This window comes from Vibrio sp. nBUS_14, assembly GCF_051201655.1.
GTDB lineage: Bacteria > Pseudomonadota > Gammaproteobacteria > Enterobacterales > Vibrionaceae > Vibrio.
In genome coordinates, this window is record NZ_CP179206.1 from 1409443 (window position 1) to 1426568 (window position 17126).

14 protein-coding genes and 3 pseudogenes are annotated in these 17126 nt (G+C 43.1%); 10 read left to right on the top strand and 7 right to left on the bottom strand.

From position 1 onward, the window contains the following. The first annotated feature begins 117 nt into the window (after positions 1–117). Both cysS and ACMAZD_RS06610 read left to right on the top strand, forming a co-directional pair. Positions 118–1503: a cysteine--tRNA ligase gene (cysS, locus tag ACMAZD_RS06605; RefSeq protein WP_435248999.1), complete on the top strand. Its 1386-nt coding sequence runs from the start codon at positions 118–120 to the stop codon at positions 1501–1503. 102 nt (positions 1504–1605) lie between these two features. Beyond that, the gene (locus ACMAZD_RS06610) at positions 1606–2184 is read left to right on the top strand and encodes a thymidine kinase (protein WP_435249000.1); all 579 of its coding nucleotides are present in this window, start codon (positions 1606–1608) and stop codon (positions 2182–2184) included. A 133-nt stretch (positions 2185–2317) separates the two neighbouring features. Here ACMAZD_RS06610 and ACMAZD_RS06615 read toward each other — a convergent pair whose 3' ends face one another. From ACMAZD_RS06615 to ACMAZD_RS06625, 3 genes are all read right to left on the bottom strand, one after another. Further along, complete coding sequence (locus ACMAZD_RS06615; RefSeq protein WP_435249001.1) at positions 2318–2995, bottom strand: YdcF family protein; 678 nt, start codon at positions 2993–2995, stop codon at positions 2318–2320. Then, positions 2988–3842: an NAD(P)H-binding protein gene (locus ACMAZD_RS06620; RefSeq protein ID WP_435249002.1), complete on the bottom strand. Its 855-nt coding sequence runs from the start codon at positions 3840–3842 to the stop codon at positions 2988–2990. Before ACMAZD_RS06620 ends, ACMAZD_RS06615 begins: the two co-directional genes overlap by 8 nt. A gap of 277 nt (positions 3843–4119) precedes the next feature. Next, a complete protein-coding gene (locus tag ACMAZD_RS06625) occupies positions 4120–4350 on the bottom strand; it encodes a TIGR02647 family protein (RefSeq protein ID WP_004734587.1) in 231 nt (76 codons plus the stop codon). Positions 4351–4610: 260 nt separating this feature from the next. Between ACMAZD_RS06625 and ACMAZD_RS06630 the strand changes: the two genes are divergently transcribed. Continuing rightward, entirely contained in the window at positions 4611–5915 is a 1305-nt protein-coding gene (locus tag ACMAZD_RS06630; protein WP_435249003.1) for an ATPase, read from the top strand. 349 nt (positions 5916–6264) lie between these two features. Beyond that, positions 6265–7107: a formate transporter FocA gene (gene focA / locus ACMAZD_RS06635; RefSeq protein ID WP_435249004.1), complete on the top strand. Its 843-nt coding sequence runs from the start codon at positions 6265–6267 to the stop codon at positions 7105–7107. A gap of 299 nt (positions 7108–7406) precedes the next feature. Here focA and ACMAZD_RS06640 read toward each other — a convergent pair whose 3' ends face one another. Further along, on the bottom strand, positions 7407–8201 hold the full coding sequence (locus tag ACMAZD_RS06640; RefSeq protein ID WP_435249005.1) for an ABC transporter permease: 795 nt from the start codon (positions 8199–8201) through the stop codon (positions 7407–7409). 448 nt (positions 8202–8649) lie between these two features. Here ACMAZD_RS06640 and torE point away from each other — a divergent pair, with 448 nt between their 5' ends. The 3 genes and pseudogenes from torE to ACMAZD_RS06655 form a co-directional block, all read left to right on the top strand. Then, entirely contained in the window at positions 8650–8829 is a 180-nt protein-coding gene (gene torE, locus ACMAZD_RS06645; RefSeq protein WP_435249006.1) for a trimethylamine N-oxide reductase system protein TorE, read from the top strand. 48 nt (positions 8830–8877) lie between these two features. Beyond that, a pseudogene (torC, locus tag ACMAZD_RS06650) lies at positions 8878–10066 on the top strand (pentaheme c-type cytochrome TorC). 25 nt (positions 10067–10091) lie between these two features. After that, positions 10092–10418 (top strand): annotated as a pseudogene (locus ACMAZD_RS06655) (twin-arginine translocation signal domain-containing protein); the annotation flags it as partial. 9 nt (positions 10419–10427) lie between these two features. Here ACMAZD_RS06655 and tnpA read toward each other — a convergent pair. After that, positions 10428–10856, bottom strand: a complete 429-nt coding sequence (gene tnpA, locus ACMAZD_RS06660) for an IS200/IS605 family transposase (RefSeq protein WP_140150538.1) — start codon at positions 10854–10856, stop codon at positions 10428–10430. A gap of 63 nt (positions 10857–10919) precedes the next feature. Between tnpA and torA the strand changes: the two are divergent. Then, a pseudogene (gene torA / locus ACMAZD_RS06665) lies at positions 10920–13085 on the top strand (trimethylamine-N-oxide reductase TorA); the annotation flags it as partial. A 278-nt stretch (positions 13086–13363) separates the two neighbouring features. Here torA and ACMAZD_RS06670 read toward each other — a convergent pair. Next, on the bottom strand, positions 13364–14578 hold the full coding sequence (locus tag ACMAZD_RS06670; RefSeq protein ID WP_435249007.1) for a putative manganese transporter: 1215 nt from the start codon (positions 14576–14578) through the stop codon (positions 13364–13366). 202 nt (positions 14579–14780) lie between these two features. On the opposite strand from ACMAZD_RS06670, the gene ACMAZD_RS06675 reads away from it, so the two are divergent. Together ACMAZD_RS06675 and ACMAZD_RS06680 are read left to right on the top strand one after the other, a co-directional pair. Next, the gene (locus ACMAZD_RS06675; RefSeq protein WP_017104082.1) at positions 14781–15686 is read left to right on the top strand and encodes a manganese-dependent inorganic pyrophosphatase; all 906 of its coding nucleotides are present in this window, start codon (positions 14781–14783) and stop codon (positions 15684–15686) included. A gap of 140 nt (positions 15687–15826) precedes the next feature. Further along, on the top strand, positions 15827–16216 hold the full coding sequence (locus ACMAZD_RS06680; protein ID WP_004734596.1) for a DUF2750 domain-containing protein: 390 nt from the start codon (positions 15827–15829) through the stop codon (positions 16214–16216). A 100-nt stretch (positions 16217–16316) separates the two neighbouring features. On the opposite strand, the gene ACMAZD_RS06685 is transcribed toward ACMAZD_RS06680, so the two are convergent. After that, complete coding sequence (locus tag ACMAZD_RS06685) at positions 16317–17126, bottom strand: DUF2927 domain-containing protein (protein ID WP_435249337.1); 810 nt, start codon at positions 17124–17126, stop codon at positions 16317–16319.

Below are 17126 nucleotides of genomic sequence, written 5' to 3' on the forward strand. Positions count from 1 at the left end.
TATGACCATCTACTTACTGTGATTGGTATAATTCCTGCTTTTGGGGATTACCTATTAAGCTATGACTTGTTATACTGCGAGCTTATTTTTGATTAATCCATAAAATAGATAGAGATCATGCTGAAGATATATAACACGCTCACAAGACAGAAAGAGGAATTTAAACCAATTACAGCTGGCAAAGTCGGTATGTATGTCTGTGGGGTAACCATATACGATCTCTGTCATATTGGTCATGGCCGTACGTTCGTTTCTTTCGACGTAGTAACTCGCTACCTTCGTTACCTTGGTTACGATCTGAACTTCGTTCGTAACATCACGGATATCGATGACAAAATCATCAAGCGTGCTAACGAAAACGGCGAATCTTGTGATTCTCTGACTGAGCGTCTTATCGGTGAAATGCACGCAGACTTCGATGCATTGAACATGAAGCGTCCAGATGTTGAGCCTCGAGCGACAGAATTCATCACTGAAATCATTGAGCTTGTTCAAAAGCTGATTGACCGTGGTTTTGCTTATGTTGCAAGCAACGGCGACGTGATGTTTGAAGTTAATAAATTCGACGAATACGGTAAGCTTTCTAAGCAAGACCTTGATCAGCTTCAAGCTGGTGCTCGAGTTGATGTTGATTCTGCAAAACGTAGCCCGTTAGATTTCGTTCTTTGGAAGATGTCTAAGCCAGGTGAACCTACGTGGGAATCGCCATGGGGTCCAGGTCGTCCAGGTTGGCACATTGAATGTTCAGCAATGAACTCGTCTATCCTTGGCAACCACTTCGATATCCACGGTGGTGGTTCAGATCTACAGTTCCCGCACCACGAGAACGAAATCGCGCAATCTTGCTGTGCACATGGTACTGACTATGTAAACACTTGGATGCACAGCGGTATGGTGATGGTAGACAGAGAAAAGATGTCTAAGTCACTGGGTAACTTCTTCACTATCCGTGACGTGCTTCAGCATTACGATGCAGAAACCGTGCGTTACTTCTTAATGTCTGGTCACTACCGTAGCCAACTGAACTACAGTGAAGATAACCTAAATCAAGCTCGTGCATCGCTAGAGCGTTTATACACGTCACTTCGTGGCCTAGACCTAACAGCAGCTCCGGCTGGTGGTCAAGAGTATGTAACTCGTTTCTCTACGGCTATGAACGATGATTTCAATACACCTGAAGCTTATTCAGTGCTGTTTGAAATGGCTCGTGAAATCAACCGTATCAAGACTGAAAGCCTTGAAAAAGCAAGTGCTCTAGGTGCATTGATGCGTGAACTTGCCGACATCATAGGTATTCTTCATCAAGACCCAGAAGCTTTCCTTAAAGGTGATGCTGCTGGCAATGACGACGAAGTAGCAGAAATCGAAGGCCTTATTAAGCTACGTAATGACTCTCGAGCTTCGAAGGATTGGGCTAACGCCGACCTTGCACGTGATAAGCTAAATGAGTTGGGCATTGTTCTGGAAGATGGCCCAGAAGGCACGACTTGGCGTCGTAAGTAAATCTTATAAAAAGGGCTGATTTTCAGCCCTTTTTTTCTAGCAAAAATTCTTTAATTTCACCTTTGCTTTTATCTTCAACTTTTAATTAACAGGAATATTTCTGTGGCTCAGATGTATTTTTATTACTCGGCAATGAATGCGGGTAAATCCACAACGCTTCTTCAATCTTCATTCAACTACCAAGAGCGCGGCATGACGCCAGTGATCTTTACGGCAGCATTAGATGACCGCTATGGTATTGGTAAAGTGAGCTCACGAATTGGTCTTCAATCTGAAGCTCAATTGTTTAAAAGCGACACCAATATGTTTGATGCGATCCAAAAGCTCAATGAAGAAGAAAAGCGTCATTGTGTTTTGATCGATGAGTGTCAGTTCTTATCGAAAGAGCAGGTTTACCAGCTAACAGAAGTCGTGGATAAGCTGCGTATTCCTGTACTTTGTTACGGTTTGCGCACTGACTTCTTGGGTGAACTGTTTGAAGGTAGCCGTTACCTGTTATCTTGGGCCGACAAGTTAGTTGAGCTGAAAACGATTTGTCATTGTGGTCGTAAAGCAAACATGGTGATTCGTACTGACGAACACGGTGTTGCGATTGCTGAAGGTGACCAAGTGGCTATAGGTGGTAATGACCAATATGTTTCAGCTTGCCGTTTGCACTACAAAGAAGCGTTAGGTAAATAAACGGCTCTTTGCTTGATTTTTCTTAAGCAATAAAGTCGAAATCAACAAGTTCAAGTAATAACTAAGAATAAGAAACGGTGGCTAAGTGCCACCGTTTTTGTTTTCTGAAAGGAGTATTACGTTACTTAAAGCTTTATTCGAACCCCAGCTTCTTCAATGTTTGGTAGGCATGGTCAACGTCATCAGGGATTGGCATTTCAATCTGAAATCCTTGATCAGGATAAGACTTGATTCGTTCGAAATCAGCAATTAAAGCACCCAAAACCATGTCTAGTGGTAACTCCTCATTAAAGTAATCAACCCAGTCTTGCCATTGTGAAGTGACTTGAATATCGATAACTTCGTCAGGCCACTGCTTTGCAAACGTGGCGTAAGTCCGTTTCTCCATAAAGGGTTTCTGTACTAAGGTCAATCGTTTCGGTGATAGCCTACGCTCAGTCAGCAATTTGTGAGTGAATCGTACATTCTCCCCAGTATTGGTTGCGTGTTTCTCAATGATAATGTCAGAGTCAGGCACGCCAGCATCTCGCGCGATCGCCGCAAATGTTTCGGCTTCTGAGCGTTGAAAGTTCCCTTCGGTAAAGCGCCCCACACCGCCAGAAAAGACAATATAAGGCGCCACACCTTGGTGATGATAGAGCTCACCTGCGTATTCAGCAACGCGAGTGTCGTTACTGCACAACACAAATATACAGTCTGAAGGCGCAACCTTGTGACCCATCGACATGAAGTTCCAAAGGATGTCGACCGAGCGATGTAGCTTAGTCCTTGAGTTCTTTGCAGATGGCTTAGCTATGGATTGATTAGTCATAAAGAGCGTCCAATGTGGAATCGAATTTAAACGAGTAACCTAAACCGAGGATCTTTTTAGAAGAGATCAGTTTGTCTGGGGTGTCGACAATAGGAGGGAGTGGCGCGCTGCTATTGGCACTTTTTAGTGCAGCAGCGTAGAACTCCGCCTTGCTCACTGTATTTGGTGTGGTGACATTTACGATTTCATTGTGCAGTTGATTGATTGCGAAATCGACCGCACCAATCGCATCATCAAGGTGAAGCATGTTGGCTGGTGCTTGAGAGCTGACCTGCTTTAGCTTGCTTGCGAATCGAGATGGATGACGACTAGGGCCGATTAATCCACTGAAGCGAAGAACGGTGTAATCGATACCGGAATCCATCACCAATTGTTCAGCCTGAAGCATCACGCGTGCATTGTCCGAAAATGCAGAGGCTTGTTCATCTTCTGAAGTTGAAAGACTGAGTGAGGCGTCTTGCTCGTAAAGAACTCCGGGCTTGTTTGGGTATACCGTCGTGGAACTGACCATAATGAGCTTTTTCACGTTTGCCTTCTGGCAAGCGCTGATCAGTTGTTGCCAATTGTCGGTGTACTTTACACCAGCGCCTTTTCTAAAGCCGGGAGGAAAGCTACCAATAACTATCTCGCTGTTGTTTTCCAACAGGAGTGAGTAGAGTTGGCCAATAGCGCGTTCAGGTTGTATTGCATCGAAACTGAACACTTCACAAGGAATGCGTTCGTTGCCAATAGCGTCAGCGCCTGTTTGGGTAGTCTTCGTCACCACGACTTGGTTACCATGTTTGACGAGATGTTCAGATAAGGGCACACCGACCCAGCCTGCACCCACAATAAATATAGAAGCCATTTGTTCCTCACAACTGCAAGTTATGGATTTATGATAATACCAATCGTTGTAACTAACTGGTCACCTTAGCTTGTTAAAAATCTCGATAACTTCGTTAGGACTTTTAATTGTAGAATAACTACGTATCTAAAAATCCTTCCTTGTTCACGAGCTTTTTTCCTACGCTATTTCTGCTCAGTTACTCACTGTGATTGGTATAAGCCTAACAAACCTTTGCCCAAAAATGAAAAAACTCCACGGCCGAGGCGAGTGGAGTTTTTACTAGAACAATGGAGCTTTAGTTTAGGACGCGAAGTAGTTTGTCTGCGCGCTCTGCCATCTGTATACCTTCATCTGTTAGGTAACCGCCGTCTGGCTGAGTACAAAGGTTCTTTTCGAATAGGCGCTTAACAGCGTCTTGAGTTTCTTGAGCTGCCTCTTGATGAACTTTAATTCCAGTAGCTGCGCTACTAACATCAAATTGAAGAAGGAGGTTTAAATCAGCAATGTTTTCAGCGTTGTACTTCATAATTAACCTATATATTCATAACGTTCTCTACCTTCACCATAGTGCGCATTCACGACTCAGGCAATAGCAAATAAAGAGAATTGATAAGTGATACCAAATTGAATGATTAATCAGCGTATGAGTAGTTGTTTTTTGTTTAATTGGGCGAATTTCACACGCTTCATTAATGAATGATGTTTATTGCTAAGTGGTTGTAATATATTGTGAGAATAGAAATATAATGCATCGAGCAAATATTGTTTAAAAAAGGAAATGCATCAGTGAGATCCAACAAAGTAGCATTAATGATCAGTATGCTATTTGCAATTGTAGGGTGTCAGAGCACTCCCTCTCAACAGACTGAAGTGAACCAAAGCACTAATGGCCGTGAGTCTTCATCAAATGCCCGCACATTTGATTCTGTGCAAAGTGTTCATCTCGAATGGGAAAGTAAGCTTGAAAGCCATGTTCAATTGTCTCTTTATGCGCCAGAAAATTACAATGAACTACTAGATGCTTGGGATGATGCGGAAAGCATTTATGCCGATTTACTGAAAGACGAAACTCGCCTAACGAAAAGCTATTCAATTTTTTCGAGCCTAACGTACGCTGAAGCTTTTGATGAAAAAATCGCTTTGGTTAAGTCAAACTATGATTCGATTCTAGTGTTAAAGAAAAAGGCCGATAGAGTATTAGCGGATTCGATCGTTCAGATGGATTATCTGAAATACTTAGGTGCTGATACGATGTTCGCGTCGAACTATAAGAGGCTTTATGTTGAATACAGTGAGTTGTTTGAATACGTATTGGTTGATGAACTTGAAGATGCTCAGGAAGCGCAGGTTGAGTTTCTTAACCATGCTCGCTCATTAGAAGTCAAAGTCGCTCATAAGAAATACATTGAACCGCTAAAGAACGAATTAGAGTTCTTAGAAGATGAAGACTTTGATGATGTTGTGCCGCTTACCTTTGCTAAGGCCCGTTCTCAAATCGCATTGGCGGAAAATCAGGTAAAGGCGAGTCCCCGCGAAAAATCAATTATCGAAGACGCCGTTAAAGCCGCTGAATTTGAATTGAACCACGTGCGCAGTGTCGCGCATGAGGTCAAGTTGCTTGCTAATGTGAAGGGTGATCGATTTGAGCAATCGGTATTGAATGCCGAGAACCAGTTTTTGAGTATTTCTCAGATCCTGAATGATCAAGACTACCGTGATGTGGTTTTGCGTCTTCAAGCTCAGAAGATCGTCGATAGTATTAAAACGCTAAAAAGCTTAGATATGACCGCGCAACTGAAATTTGAGGTTGCAGCACTTTCAAAACAACTTGCCGATTTAGAACTCGAAAATCAGAAACAAGCCCAACAGCTTGCTGAGACAAACAAGCATAACGAGTTTTTGGATGAGCAGGTTACTAAGAGTGATGCACACATAAATAGCTTGGAAGAGCTGGTGGACAGTTTGAAAAGCTTAGGCGGTAAAGTTGCCACCGAAAGTCGCTCCGACGTGACACCGATTAACGTTGAGTCCAACCTTGAAGATGCCGCTTTAGAGCAATCATCAGAACAAGTGATTGAACCTTCGGTTTAGCATAACTATTTCCTTTATTTGTGATTGACTTAAAAGCGCCTTAGGGCGCTTTTTTACGTTCTATTGATCTATATCAAAATCTTGAGATAGAAGGCGCTGGATAGTGTGTCTTATTCCTTTTTTTACTATAAATTGTTGATATTTAAAGGTCTTTTATTTTTGTTGTTGATAAGATTTCATTCATCAGAGTTTTGTTTTGACTACTAAAGTCGTATAAATTTTCAATATCATTGCAGGTTTGGTGCTTTTTCGGTTGCTGTTGGTAATTTGAGCGCAAAATAGCTCTTGAACTCAGAAATGAAAGAGAGGATTATCGCGCTCCCCAACGACATGTTTCAAAGTGTAAATCATGAATCTAAACCAATTTGACTCATTATTACCGCCACAAATGGCTGAGCGCGCTGCAGATATTGGCGTAGGTAAAGCAACAAAAGATCCAATAAAATCCTTTCTTCTCGCTATTTCAGCGGGCATACATATCGGGATTGCGTTCGTATTTTACACCATCGTAACGACAGGTGCTGGTGATTTACCGTGGGGCATTACTCGTGTACTCGGTGGTTTGGCATTTAGCTTAGGCTTGATCCTTGTGGTGGTTACTGGCGGCGAGTTGTTTACCAGCTCTGTCTTAACGTTAGTGGCGAGAGCGAGCGGCAAGATCACTTGGGTGACCTTGATTAAAAACTGGGCGACGGTTTATGTGGGCAACCTTATTGGTGCTTTATTGCTAGTTGTATGTATGCTCGCGACTAAACAATACATGTTTGACAATGGCCAAGTCGGGCTCAACGCTATGGCTATCTCTCAGCACAAAATGCATCACGACTTTATTCAAGCGATTGCGCTCGGCATCATGTGTAATCTGTTGGTGTGTATCGCGGTGTGGATGACATTCAGTGGGCGTACCCTAACGGATAAAATTGCGGTTATGATTTTACCTGTAGCGATGTTTGTATCGTCGGGTTTTGAGCACTGTATTGCGAACATGTTCCAAGTACCACTCGCTATCGGCATTAAAACATTTGCTCCTGCTGAGTTTTGGACAATGACAGGTGCTAACCCTGCCGACTATATTGACCTAAACATGATGGGTTTCTTAATGAACAACCTATTGCCTGTGACTTTAGGCAACATCATTGGCGGCGGTATCTTTGTCGGCATGTGGTATTGGTTGATTTATTTACCAGATTAACCATGATTCGGTCATCGTATCGATGTGAAGTATTACTCTTAAAAGACGGTCTGCATTGCAGGCCGTTTTTTATTGTGGAAAACCTTTTAGTTTCTTTTTTAATGAACCATCAAAACACTCAATAGTAGGATCGAGTAGGGCAGCATAGGCCTTTGAAATTAAGTAACGATCAATGTAAATGATCCTTAGTCGAGTCAAAGTGACTAAAAAAGGATCGATACTGTTTTGGTTATCCACAGTTTCTGTGGATAACCTGTCTCAAAGTCAGTGTGTAACCAGATCATAAAGGAAGGAAGAGGTTAGTTTGTGGGTTTAATTCGTGCGAGGACTCGACCTTCTTTCGTCAGAGATGTTTTTAAAGAAAGGTGAAGGGCGAGTGCCAGTGAACTACTCATCATCACGAAAATAGCCAACATGATCATCAGTTGATACTTAATCGCGATCATTGGCGAGGCTCCCCCTAGGATTTGTCCTGTCATCATCCCCGGAAGTGTCACTAAGCCCGTTGTCGCCATGGAAGCCATGATAGGAGACATTGCCTTCTGTATCGCATTACGTACAAAAGGCGCTGCTGCGTAGGTTGGAGAAGCGCCTAAAGCGATAGCCGCTTCGTACTCTGACTTCTGGGTTTCAAAAGCACCGAACAAGTTCTGTAGAGCCACTATATTACTGCTTAAGCTGTTACCTAATAGCATTCCTGCAATGGGGATAAGGTATTGCGCACTAAACAACGGTGTTGGCTTGATGATAAAGAAGCAGATAAACAAAACAATGGGCACGCACGTTACTGCAAGACCAATAGCAACTGGGCCAAGTAGAAGCTTTCTAGGCAGCTTAGATTTTTCGACAATGGAACTTGCTCCGACGGCTATCATGGCAAATAGCCACAGTAAATTGACCCATAAGCTATTTAGAGTAAATAGATATTCTAGATAAAGCCCCACTAAAAATAGCTGTACGGCCATACGCACAATACTAATAGAAGCCTCTTTGCCTAGACCTAGTTTCAGTTTGTGATTAATGGTGATCGGAAGGATGAGAAGTGAGCTAAATAGCACTAACTGGCACCAAGATATGTCGATAACGTCTTGCATAGTGCTTCCTTTTTATTGGATACACATCATATCTGAAAGTGCCAAATGATGCATTTCAGCACGCCAGTTTTTGCTTCAATTGTTACGCAATATCTTAGCAATTGTAGTCAAAAATATTGGTTATTTGAGGAATTTTTAGCTACTACTTAGTAAGTAGAACGTTAAAATTGGTTACAGCACAGTTTCATAAGTGTTGGCCTCTAACGTTTTTGAAGCACACTTAACTCTTCACATTTGTTAATACTTTTTAATATATCTCTTTAACTGAAAACAAAACTGGATGAACTCAAAAAAGTATTGATTAACAACAATTAAAGTATGGATTTCGTTGAACCACACTTTGTGTATGGTTTAATATTCGTGAGTAGATAGCTAAGAAAATGTTCCCAGTAAATTAGCTCAGCAAACGGGCTAATCGGAATTACTAAATACAAAATAGGCACAGTGTATGAGTGATGTTAAAAAAGTTGAAACGGGCGAAAAACGCTCGCTAGAGTGGAAGTCATTCCTCTTTATCGCGGTGGTTCTCTTTCCAATATTGAGTGTAGCGTTTGTAGGTGGGTACGGGTTTATCGTTTGGGCACTTCAGGTCTTCTTCTTTGGTCCTCCTGGTGCACATGGCGTTTAGCCTTTATCAAGCCTCATTAGCATTTAAAAAGTTTAAGAGAGTAAAACAATGAAATCGTTAATCATTAAAATGTGGCGAACTATGTGTCGCCCAGCAGTCCACATTAGCCTTGGTGTGCTTACCATGGGTGGATTTATCGCTGGTGTTATTTTCTGGGGTGGTTTCAACACAGCCCTAGAAGCTACAAACACTGAAAATTTTGCATCAGCTGTCATACCATGCGTGATAACGTATACGTTGAACTGCAGGAAACGGTTCACTGGAAAAACCACTCAGGGGTTCGAGCTACTTGCCCTGATTGTCACGTACCTCATAATTGGACTGATAAGATTGCCCGTAAAATGCAAGCTTCAAAAGAAGTGTTTGCACAGGTATTTGGTAACTATGGTGAACCAGGTGTTTTCGAAGAACGCCGCATTGAGCTTGCCAAGCACGAGTGGGACCGCACCGCTTCTCGGCTAATAAGTCTTTAGAGTGTAAAAACTGTCATAACTACGACTCGATGGATTTTAACCAGATGTCTCCAACGGCTCGAATTCAGATGAAACAAGCAGCAGAGAAAGATCAGAGTTGTGTTGATTGTCATAAAGGTATCGCCCACCATCTACCTGCTGGCATGGATAGTATCGGTGGTATCGTTGGTGATCTTGAAGGTATGACATCTGATACAGATTATGGCGCAGGCCAGGAACTAGTGAGTGTCCGTCATTTGCCTATTTACTTTGATGACAAAGGTGAAAAAGAAGCAGGTCTTCTTAACCCTGCATCGACTGTAAAAGTATTAAAAGATAAAGGCGATTACGTTGAAGTTGAAATCGATGGCTGGCGTAAAGCGAAAGGCTTTGGTCGTGTAATTCAGGAAGATTTCGGTAAAAACATCGCAGTAGCTTCTTTGCTTAAAGAAGCATCAACAGACGCAAAAGTTGTTATCGCTGGTGAAAAGAAAGTTGATGATCTTACTGGTTTACCTTGGGAAAAAGTGGCTGCGACCGTATGGATTAAGAAAGAATCTATGCTCAACGATATTAATCCTATTTGGGAAAAATCAAAAGAAGCTTACAAAACAAACTGTTCCGTTTGCCACACTCAACCTGCCGAAGATCATTTCGATGCAAATACTTGGCCGGGTATGTTTGACGGTATGCTAGCGTTCGTGAATCTAGACACAGATAGTGAAGCATTGATTTTAAAATACTTACAGAAGCACTCTTCAGATTATGCTGAAGGTCACCACTAATAAGCGTCGGATTGGAGTAAATTAAATGGCTATTACACGAAGAAGTTTTCTGAAAGGTGTAGCAACGACTAGTGCAGCGTCAGTTATCGGCCCAAGCTTATTGGCTTCAGCTTCTGCAAACGCTGCTGAGTCTACCGGTACTTGGAAAGTAACTGGTTCACACTGGGGCGCGTTTCGCGCTCATGTTTACGCAGGTAAAGTTCAAGAGGTTAAACCACTAGAATTAGATAAGAACCCGACGGAGATGCTGAATGGTGTAAAGGGTATTATTTATAGCCCTTCACGTGTTCGTTACCCTATGGTTCGTCTGGACTGGTTGAAGAAGCGTAGATACCCCCGTGCATGCACGGGGTACTTACTGTTACAACTCCATGCGGAGTTGACCAGAATCCTTTTCGCCCTGGTGTCTAACGTAATTCGCTATAACTTGTTCATTCACGCCTACGCTACTGACAAAGTAACCTGGCGACCACACAATGTTCTCTTTCCAGTAAACCTTACTTAGCCAACTGAACGTTTTTCGCATGTGGTGCGACGATTGGCTTTTTAGTTTACCCATGACGTCTGAAATACTGTATTTCGGTGGGATAAGCATCATCATATGCAGATGATCTTCATCAAAGCCTATCGTCTCAATCTCAACGCCAGGTAAACTTCGCAGTAACTTTGGCATAACCTTCCGTAGGTAGCTGCACATACCAGGATTCAGGATTTTCCGACGGTACTTAGTTACCCAAACTACGTGATACTTCGTGTAGTAGACACTATGGGATGAGGTGTAATATTGCATTTATCCATCGTACCGTCTCCAAAGGCATTCATCCACGGGTAAACCCGTGGTTTTCTGTATCCACAGAATAAATACAGCTCTGAAACACGCGGTAACAACCGTTTCATCCGTGTAACTTGGGATGAAGCTCTAGATCTTTTCTACCGTGAGTTAGAACGTGTTCAGAAAGAATACGGTCCGTGGGCTCTACACGCAGGTCAAACAGGCTGGAACCAAACTGGTGCGTTCAACAACTGTACAGCACACATGCAACGTGCTGTAGGTATGCACGGTAACTTCCTCACTAAAGTAGGTGACTACTCTACTGGTGCAGGTCAAACGATCATGCCTTACGTGTTAGGTTCTACTGAAGTTTATGCACAAGGTACATCTTGGTCAGAAATTCTAGAGAACTCGGACAACATTGTTCTTTGGGCAAACGACCCAGTGAAAAATCTCCAAGTGGGTTGGAATTGCGAAACTCATGAGTCATTCAACTACCTAGCGCAGTTAAAAGATAAAGTCGCGAAAGGTGAGATCAATGTTCTTTCTGTTGACCCTGTTAAGAATAAGACGCAACGTTACCTAGAGAACGACCACCTGTACATCAACCCACTTACAGATGTCGCTTTCATGATTGCTGTGGCGCACGTGCTGTACAACGAAAATCTTTACGACAAAAAGTTCATTGAAACTTACTGTCTAGGCTTTGAAGACTTCATCAAGTACGTTCAAGGTGAGACGAAAGATAAAGTTGTTAAGACACCTGAATGGGCAGAGTCTATCTGTGGTGTGAAAGCGGATAAGATTCGAGAATTCGCACGCATGCTAGTGAACGGTCGTACCCAAATCCTTATGGGTTGGTGTATCCAGCGTCAAGAGCACGGTGAGCAGCCATATTGGGCAGCAGCAGTAGTGGCAGCAATGGTTGGTCAAATCGGCCTACCTGGTGGTGGCATCTCTTACGGTCATCACTACTCAAGTATTGGTGTACCTTCGACTGGTTTCGCGGGTCCCGGTGGCTTTCCTCGAAACCTAGATACAGGTATGAAACCGAAATGGGATAACAGTAACTTTAATGGCTATAGCCGCACTATACCGGTTGCAAGATGGGTCGACTGTTTGCTAGAACCTGGCAAAGAGATCAATTACAACGGGAGTAAAGTTAAACTTCCTGATTTCAAGATGATGGTTATTTCAGGAAATAACCCATGGCACCATCACCAAGATCGAAACCGTATGAAGCAAGCGTTTCAAAAGCTTCAAACTGTCGTCACTATCGATTTTGCATGGACAGCAACTTGCCGTTTCTCTGATATCGTTCTTCCTGCATGTACGCAGTGGGAGCGAAATGATATTGATGTATACGGATCTTATTCAAGCAAAGGTCTGATTGCAATGCATCGCCTAGTTGATCCATTGTTCCACTCTAAGTCTGATTTTCAAATCATGAGCGAACTTACTCAACGCTTCGGGCGTCGCGAGGAGTACACTCGTGGTATGAGTGAGATGGAGTGGATTCGCAGTCTTTATAATGATTGTAAGAAAGCGAATGAAGGCAAGTTTGAAATGCCTGAATTCGATGAGTTCTGGGAACAAAGCGTATTAGATTTTGGTGAAGGTAAACCTTGGGTTCGTCATGCTGATTTCCGTAAAGATCCAGAAATCAACCCATTAGGGACGCCTTCTGGTTTTATCGAGATTACCTCTCGCAAAATTGGGCGTTATGGTTATGAGCACTGCCAAGAGCATCCAATGTGGTTTGAAAAATCTGAGCGTTCGCACGTTGGTCCTGGGTCCGATAAACATCCATTCTGGTTGCAGTCTTGTCACCCAGATAAGCGTCTGCATTCACAGATGTGTGAATCAGAGGAATGGCGTGCAAGTTACGCGGTACAGGGGCGTGAGCCTGTATACATCAACCCATCTGATGCGAAAGCAAAAGGCATCAAAGAAGGTGATCTGGTGCGGGTTTTTAATGACCGTGGTCAGCTTCTTGCTGGTGCCGTACTTACTGACAGCTACCCACGTGGAGTTATCCGTATCGAAGAAGGTGCTTGGTATGGTCCTCTAAACGAGAAAGTAGGTGCAATTTGTACTTATGGTGACCCTAACACACTTACTCAAGACATCGGATCTTCGGAGCTAGCACAGGCTACTTCTGCGCACACATGTATTGTGGATTTTGAGAAGTTTGTTGGTAAGGCACCTCCAGTTACTGCCTTTGGCGGACCTATCGATGCATCTTAAACAAATTACTTAAGCTGCTAAGTTTAGATTAAAGCCCCTGTGAGCCAAGCTCACAGGGGCTTTTTTTGATTTTGACAATACGTATAAGTATTTATGATTAGCCGCCTGTGAAGCGCGTCTGGAAGAATATTGATAGAGGAAAGACAGTTAAGCTTTAAGGCTAGAGTGTGTTGATGGCTAAGAGTGGCTGTAAGTGGTAATTAGGATGACAAAGTATGAGAAAGCAAAAAGGTCGATACCAAGTACCGACCTAATAGAGACCTATCGAGCTATGAGATTTAAATCTCGAACATAAACCAATAACCGTATGCACAGATTAATGCGGGTATGCCTGAATATAATGTGGCCACAAGAGCCGCTTTAGGTGCCATTGCGATAGCAGGGAATAAAGCGTCACCATCATTTGATATTGCATTACCGACCTGAGCTGAAAGTGGCAGTGCACCTGAAAGGTAAAGACTAGTGACCAACAATTGCGGACCACACCCCGGCAGTAAACCCATCAGCACACCCGCCAGGGGGAGCATTATCCCCCAGCTTGAGAATAGCGTCGCAAAGTCAACATTTGCAAGCACAGAGCCAAACTCGAAGAAAAGAAAAGCGACCACCACCCATGCAGTGACAAAGTTTGTATCTTGAGCGGTTTTTTGTAGTGGGTGAGAACCTACACATTTTTCATCTTCACTTACGGCCGATTTGTAATCCTCAATTTCACGAGTAAGCCCCCACAAAAACATCGAGCTAATCAGTAAAATCGTTCCCGTCCATTCCATAGACATTTCAGGCAGTGTGAGCAACTGGTTTACATCGACTTGAAAAGAGCCAAGCAGGGCAACAACAGCTCCCGGAATAATAAGTACAGACCATAGGTAACCCTGAAGGTTTATCGCTTTTTTAGAAACAGGGTTTTGATCTTGAGGTTGTGAGGCGCCGCTGTTTTCCGCTTCATTTTTCTCTGCCTGTTTCGGACGTAAAAAGTCGTCTGCGTGAAACAAGTTTATGATTCGTCCTGAGGCGGTACCTACGATTACGCCCATCGCCATCATGGCTAAACCTGTTTTGGGCTCGCTGGCAATTAACAGGAAGGCCGCGTCACCCATGGTGGAAACCAGCACAGCCACAACCGCACCAAATCCGAGTTTGCCAGAAATAAATTGTGTTGTGACCACAATCGCTCCCCCACAGCCTGGCAATGCCCCCATTAGCGCGGCGAATACAACTTGGTTTGAACGAGATTGATGGACGAGCTTATTGAAGACGTTGTCTTTGTTGATGTATAGACTTAACCAGTGGTAAATCGCTAAGGTTAACGCAACGTAACATGACACTGCCCAGAAGGCGTCTGATAACGTGGTGACAGTCAATTCTCGCGTAGCGGGAGCCGAAACTAAGGCTGCAACTGAGATAGGTAAAAGCAGGCGCTTAAAAGACAGTGAAAACTGAGTTGTTTTCGCTGCGCTACTGCTTGGCAAAAAAGAGATTAGTCGATCCATAGATGTTACTCAAAATTAGTGGCTTACAGATAAATATATACGAATGATAATAATTATCAATTGCATTTGTTGTTTTTTTATCTATTGTTGCCATTGGCTAAACCTAGGAAACATGACCAATCTAAAAAAATGAGGTAAAGTATAGCTAATAAAGAGGGGCTCTAAAGGTAGAGTCATAATTGTTAGTGTAATAGGAAGAAACATGATTTTAGTTGTTGGTCACAAAAACCCTGATAGTGACAGTATTTGTAGTGCGTTAGTTGCAACGGAGCTTCTTAAAGCTCGTGGCGAGGAAGCGACACCAATTCGCCAAGGCGAGATCAACCGCGAAACTCAACACATTCTTGAAGTCGCTGGTGCTGAAAAGCCAGAGCTTCGTACTTCTGTTGCTGGTGAGAAAATCTGGCTAGTAGACTACTCAGATCTAGCACAAGCACCAGACGATGTTGCTGAAGCAGAGATCGTAGGCATTGTCGATCACCACCGTCTAGGTGATGTGATGACGGTTAATCCTATGGAAGCTTGGATCTGGCCTGTTGGTTGTACAAATACTGTACTTTTCAACATGTTCAAGATTGAAGGTCACGCTATCTCTCAACAGATCGCTAAATTGATGATGTCTGCAATTCTTTCAGACACCGTTGGTTTTGCTTCTCCAACATGTACTCAAAAAGACAAAGACGCGGTTGCTGAGCTTGCTGAAATCGCTGGCGTAACAGACGTTGATGCTTTCATCAAAGCACTTCTAATCGCTAAAACAAACATTGAAGGCCTATCTGCTGCACAGCTAGTAGAAAAAGACCTTAAAGGCTACCCATTCAACGGTCGCGATGTTGTTGTTGGTCAAGTTGAGCTTGCTACTCTTGAGCAAGTAGACGGTATGATCGAAGCGCTAGAAGCTGATCTTGAAGCGCGTTGTGAGAAAGATGGTCTAGCGTTCGCTGCAGTAATGCTGACAGATATCACTACAGCTCAAACTCGTCTTCTATACAAAGGTGAGTGGGCTGATAAGCTGGTTAAATTCGAGAAAGACGGTGTATTGATGATGGAAAATACACTTAGCCGTAAGAAGCAAGGTTGGCCTTGGCTTCAAGGCGAGCTTGTTTAACCAAGTCGCTTAATTATAAACGCCTGCTAATTTAGCAGGCGTTTTTCTTTGAAGTAGACTTTCTTCTCAATAGAAATATTTGAAGTTAATGCTACTCAGCATAAAATGAACAAAGTTACTGACTAACGTAGGAAATTAAGATGACTACACAGCTAGACGATAAAAAAATCGCTGAAATTAATAAGTATACGGGTGAGCAACGCCTTAAATACTGTGTGAAAGAAATCGTAGCAAACCGTGAAGTATGGATCTTAACCGATGAACACGGTTGTGTGATGCTGAACACCGAAGATGAAGATTGTGTTCCAGTATGGCCAAACCAAGAGTTCGCAGAATCGTGGGCGACGGGTGATTGGTCTGAGTGTAAAGCAGAGTCTATCTCTTTGAACAAGTGGCACAGTCGCTGGACGAACGGTCTAGAAGACGATGAACTTGCCGTTGTGGTATTCCCGAACGAGCAAGAAGAGGGGGTTATCTTGTTCCCTGACGAATTCGACTTTGAGCTGAAGAAGCAGGCGGCTAAGCGCTAATTCTCTAGCCAGCGTTGTCTTTTCTCGGACAACGCTGTTGTTTTATTTCTCCCTTCTAAGCCGTTTTCCAAAAAAGAAAGTAACACTTAACTGGTTTCCGTTAGTAACCGATCAATTGATATAAAAGCGCCTGCTGTGCTGCTTTAGAAGCTTGTTGAAGAACGCCTGCTTCGCTGTATCTCTTCAATATCTTCCGAACAATGGGCTTTGCTTCTCTTTCGGTCATTCCAACCTTTAATTCCTGTTCATATAATAGCTTTAGCAGCACTACATCTAATGGCGATAATAAGTCTTCGGGCGTGTGGTCATTGAATATTGGAGGGTAGGCTTTGTCTGAGTCATTGGGTAACCCAAGTACCTGTGTGATTTCTTCAACAATACATGCGACCAGCTTTCCTCTTGCTCTCGCTTGATCCACTGGGATAACAATCCCTGCGTAAACAATCTCTCCATTGGAATTGGTTCGATAGCCTGCAGTACAGATAGCGCTGTTTAGGTGCTGTGTAGATTTTAGTTTGAGTACGGTTTTGGCTTCAGCTATCCACTTACTTTGTCGCGTGTATATCCATTTGACGTTTGCATCCGATTCTCGTGTGACGATTTTAATCGGATGTTGGGTGACTTGCGATAGGTGCTGGACGTGCAATTCGGCGAGTTCTTGGTGAAGCTCTTCGTCGCCGACTCGGTGATCGAACCATATCTTAATAGGTTGTTTCCACTTGGCGAGCGGCTTATTGCCTTGAGCGTATTCATGGCGTAAAGCGACATCATAAAATGCGTTTTCGACAAACGTTTTATCAAGCCAAGTGAGTGGATTGCTGGCAACGTTGAAAGAAAGCATTGTTAATAAAATAAATGTTAATAAAGGAAATGCAAGTAAGAGAATTGATTTGAGGTTTGGAATTGGCAT

Bases quoted from the DNA above. Each gene is read 5' to 3' on its own strand.
- cysS (WP_435248999.1), top strand. From the start codon at position 118: ATGCTGAAGATATATAACACGCTCACAAGACAGAAAGAGGAATTTAAA.
- ACMAZD_RS06615 (WP_435249001.1), bottom strand. From the start codon at position 2,995: ATGACTAATCAATCCATAGCTAAGCCATCTGCAAAGAACTCAAGGACT.
- ACMAZD_RS06620 (WP_435249002.1), bottom strand. From the start codon at position 3,842: ATGGCTTCTATATTTATTGTGGGTGCAGGCTGGGTCGGTGTGCCCTTA.
- ACMAZD_RS06625 (WP_004734587.1), bottom strand. From the start codon at position 4,350: ATGAAGTACAACGCTGAAAACATTGCTGATTTAAACCTCCTTCTTCAA.
- focA (WP_435249004.1), top strand. From the start codon at position 6,265: ATGAATCTAAACCAATTTGACTCATTATTACCGCCACAAATGGCTGAG.
- ACMAZD_RS06640 (WP_435249005.1), bottom strand. From the start codon at position 8,201: ATGCAAGACGTTATCGACATATCTTGGTGCCAGTTAGTGCTATTTAGC.
- torE (WP_435249006.1), top strand. From the start codon at position 8,650: ATGAGTGATGTTAAAAAAGTTGAAACGGGCGAAAAACGCTCGCTAGAG.
- tnpA (WP_140150538.1), bottom strand. From the start codon at position 10,856: ATGCAATATTACACCTCATCCCATAGTGTCTACTACACGAAGTATCAC.
- ACMAZD_RS06670 (WP_435249007.1), bottom strand. From the start codon at position 14,578: ATGGATCGACTAATCTCTTTTTTGCCAAGCAGTAGCGCAGCGAAAACA.
- ACMAZD_RS06675 (WP_017104082.1), top strand. From the start codon at position 14,781: ATGATTTTAGTTGTTGGTCACAAAAACCCTGATAGTGACAGTATTTGT.
- ACMAZD_RS06680 (WP_004734596.1), top strand. From the start codon at position 15,827: ATGACTACACAGCTAGACGATAAAAAAATCGCTGAAATTAATAAGTAT.
- ACMAZD_RS06685 (WP_435249337.1), bottom strand. From the start codon at position 17,126: ATGCCAATTCCAAACCTCAAATCAATTCTCTTACTTGCATTTCCTTTA.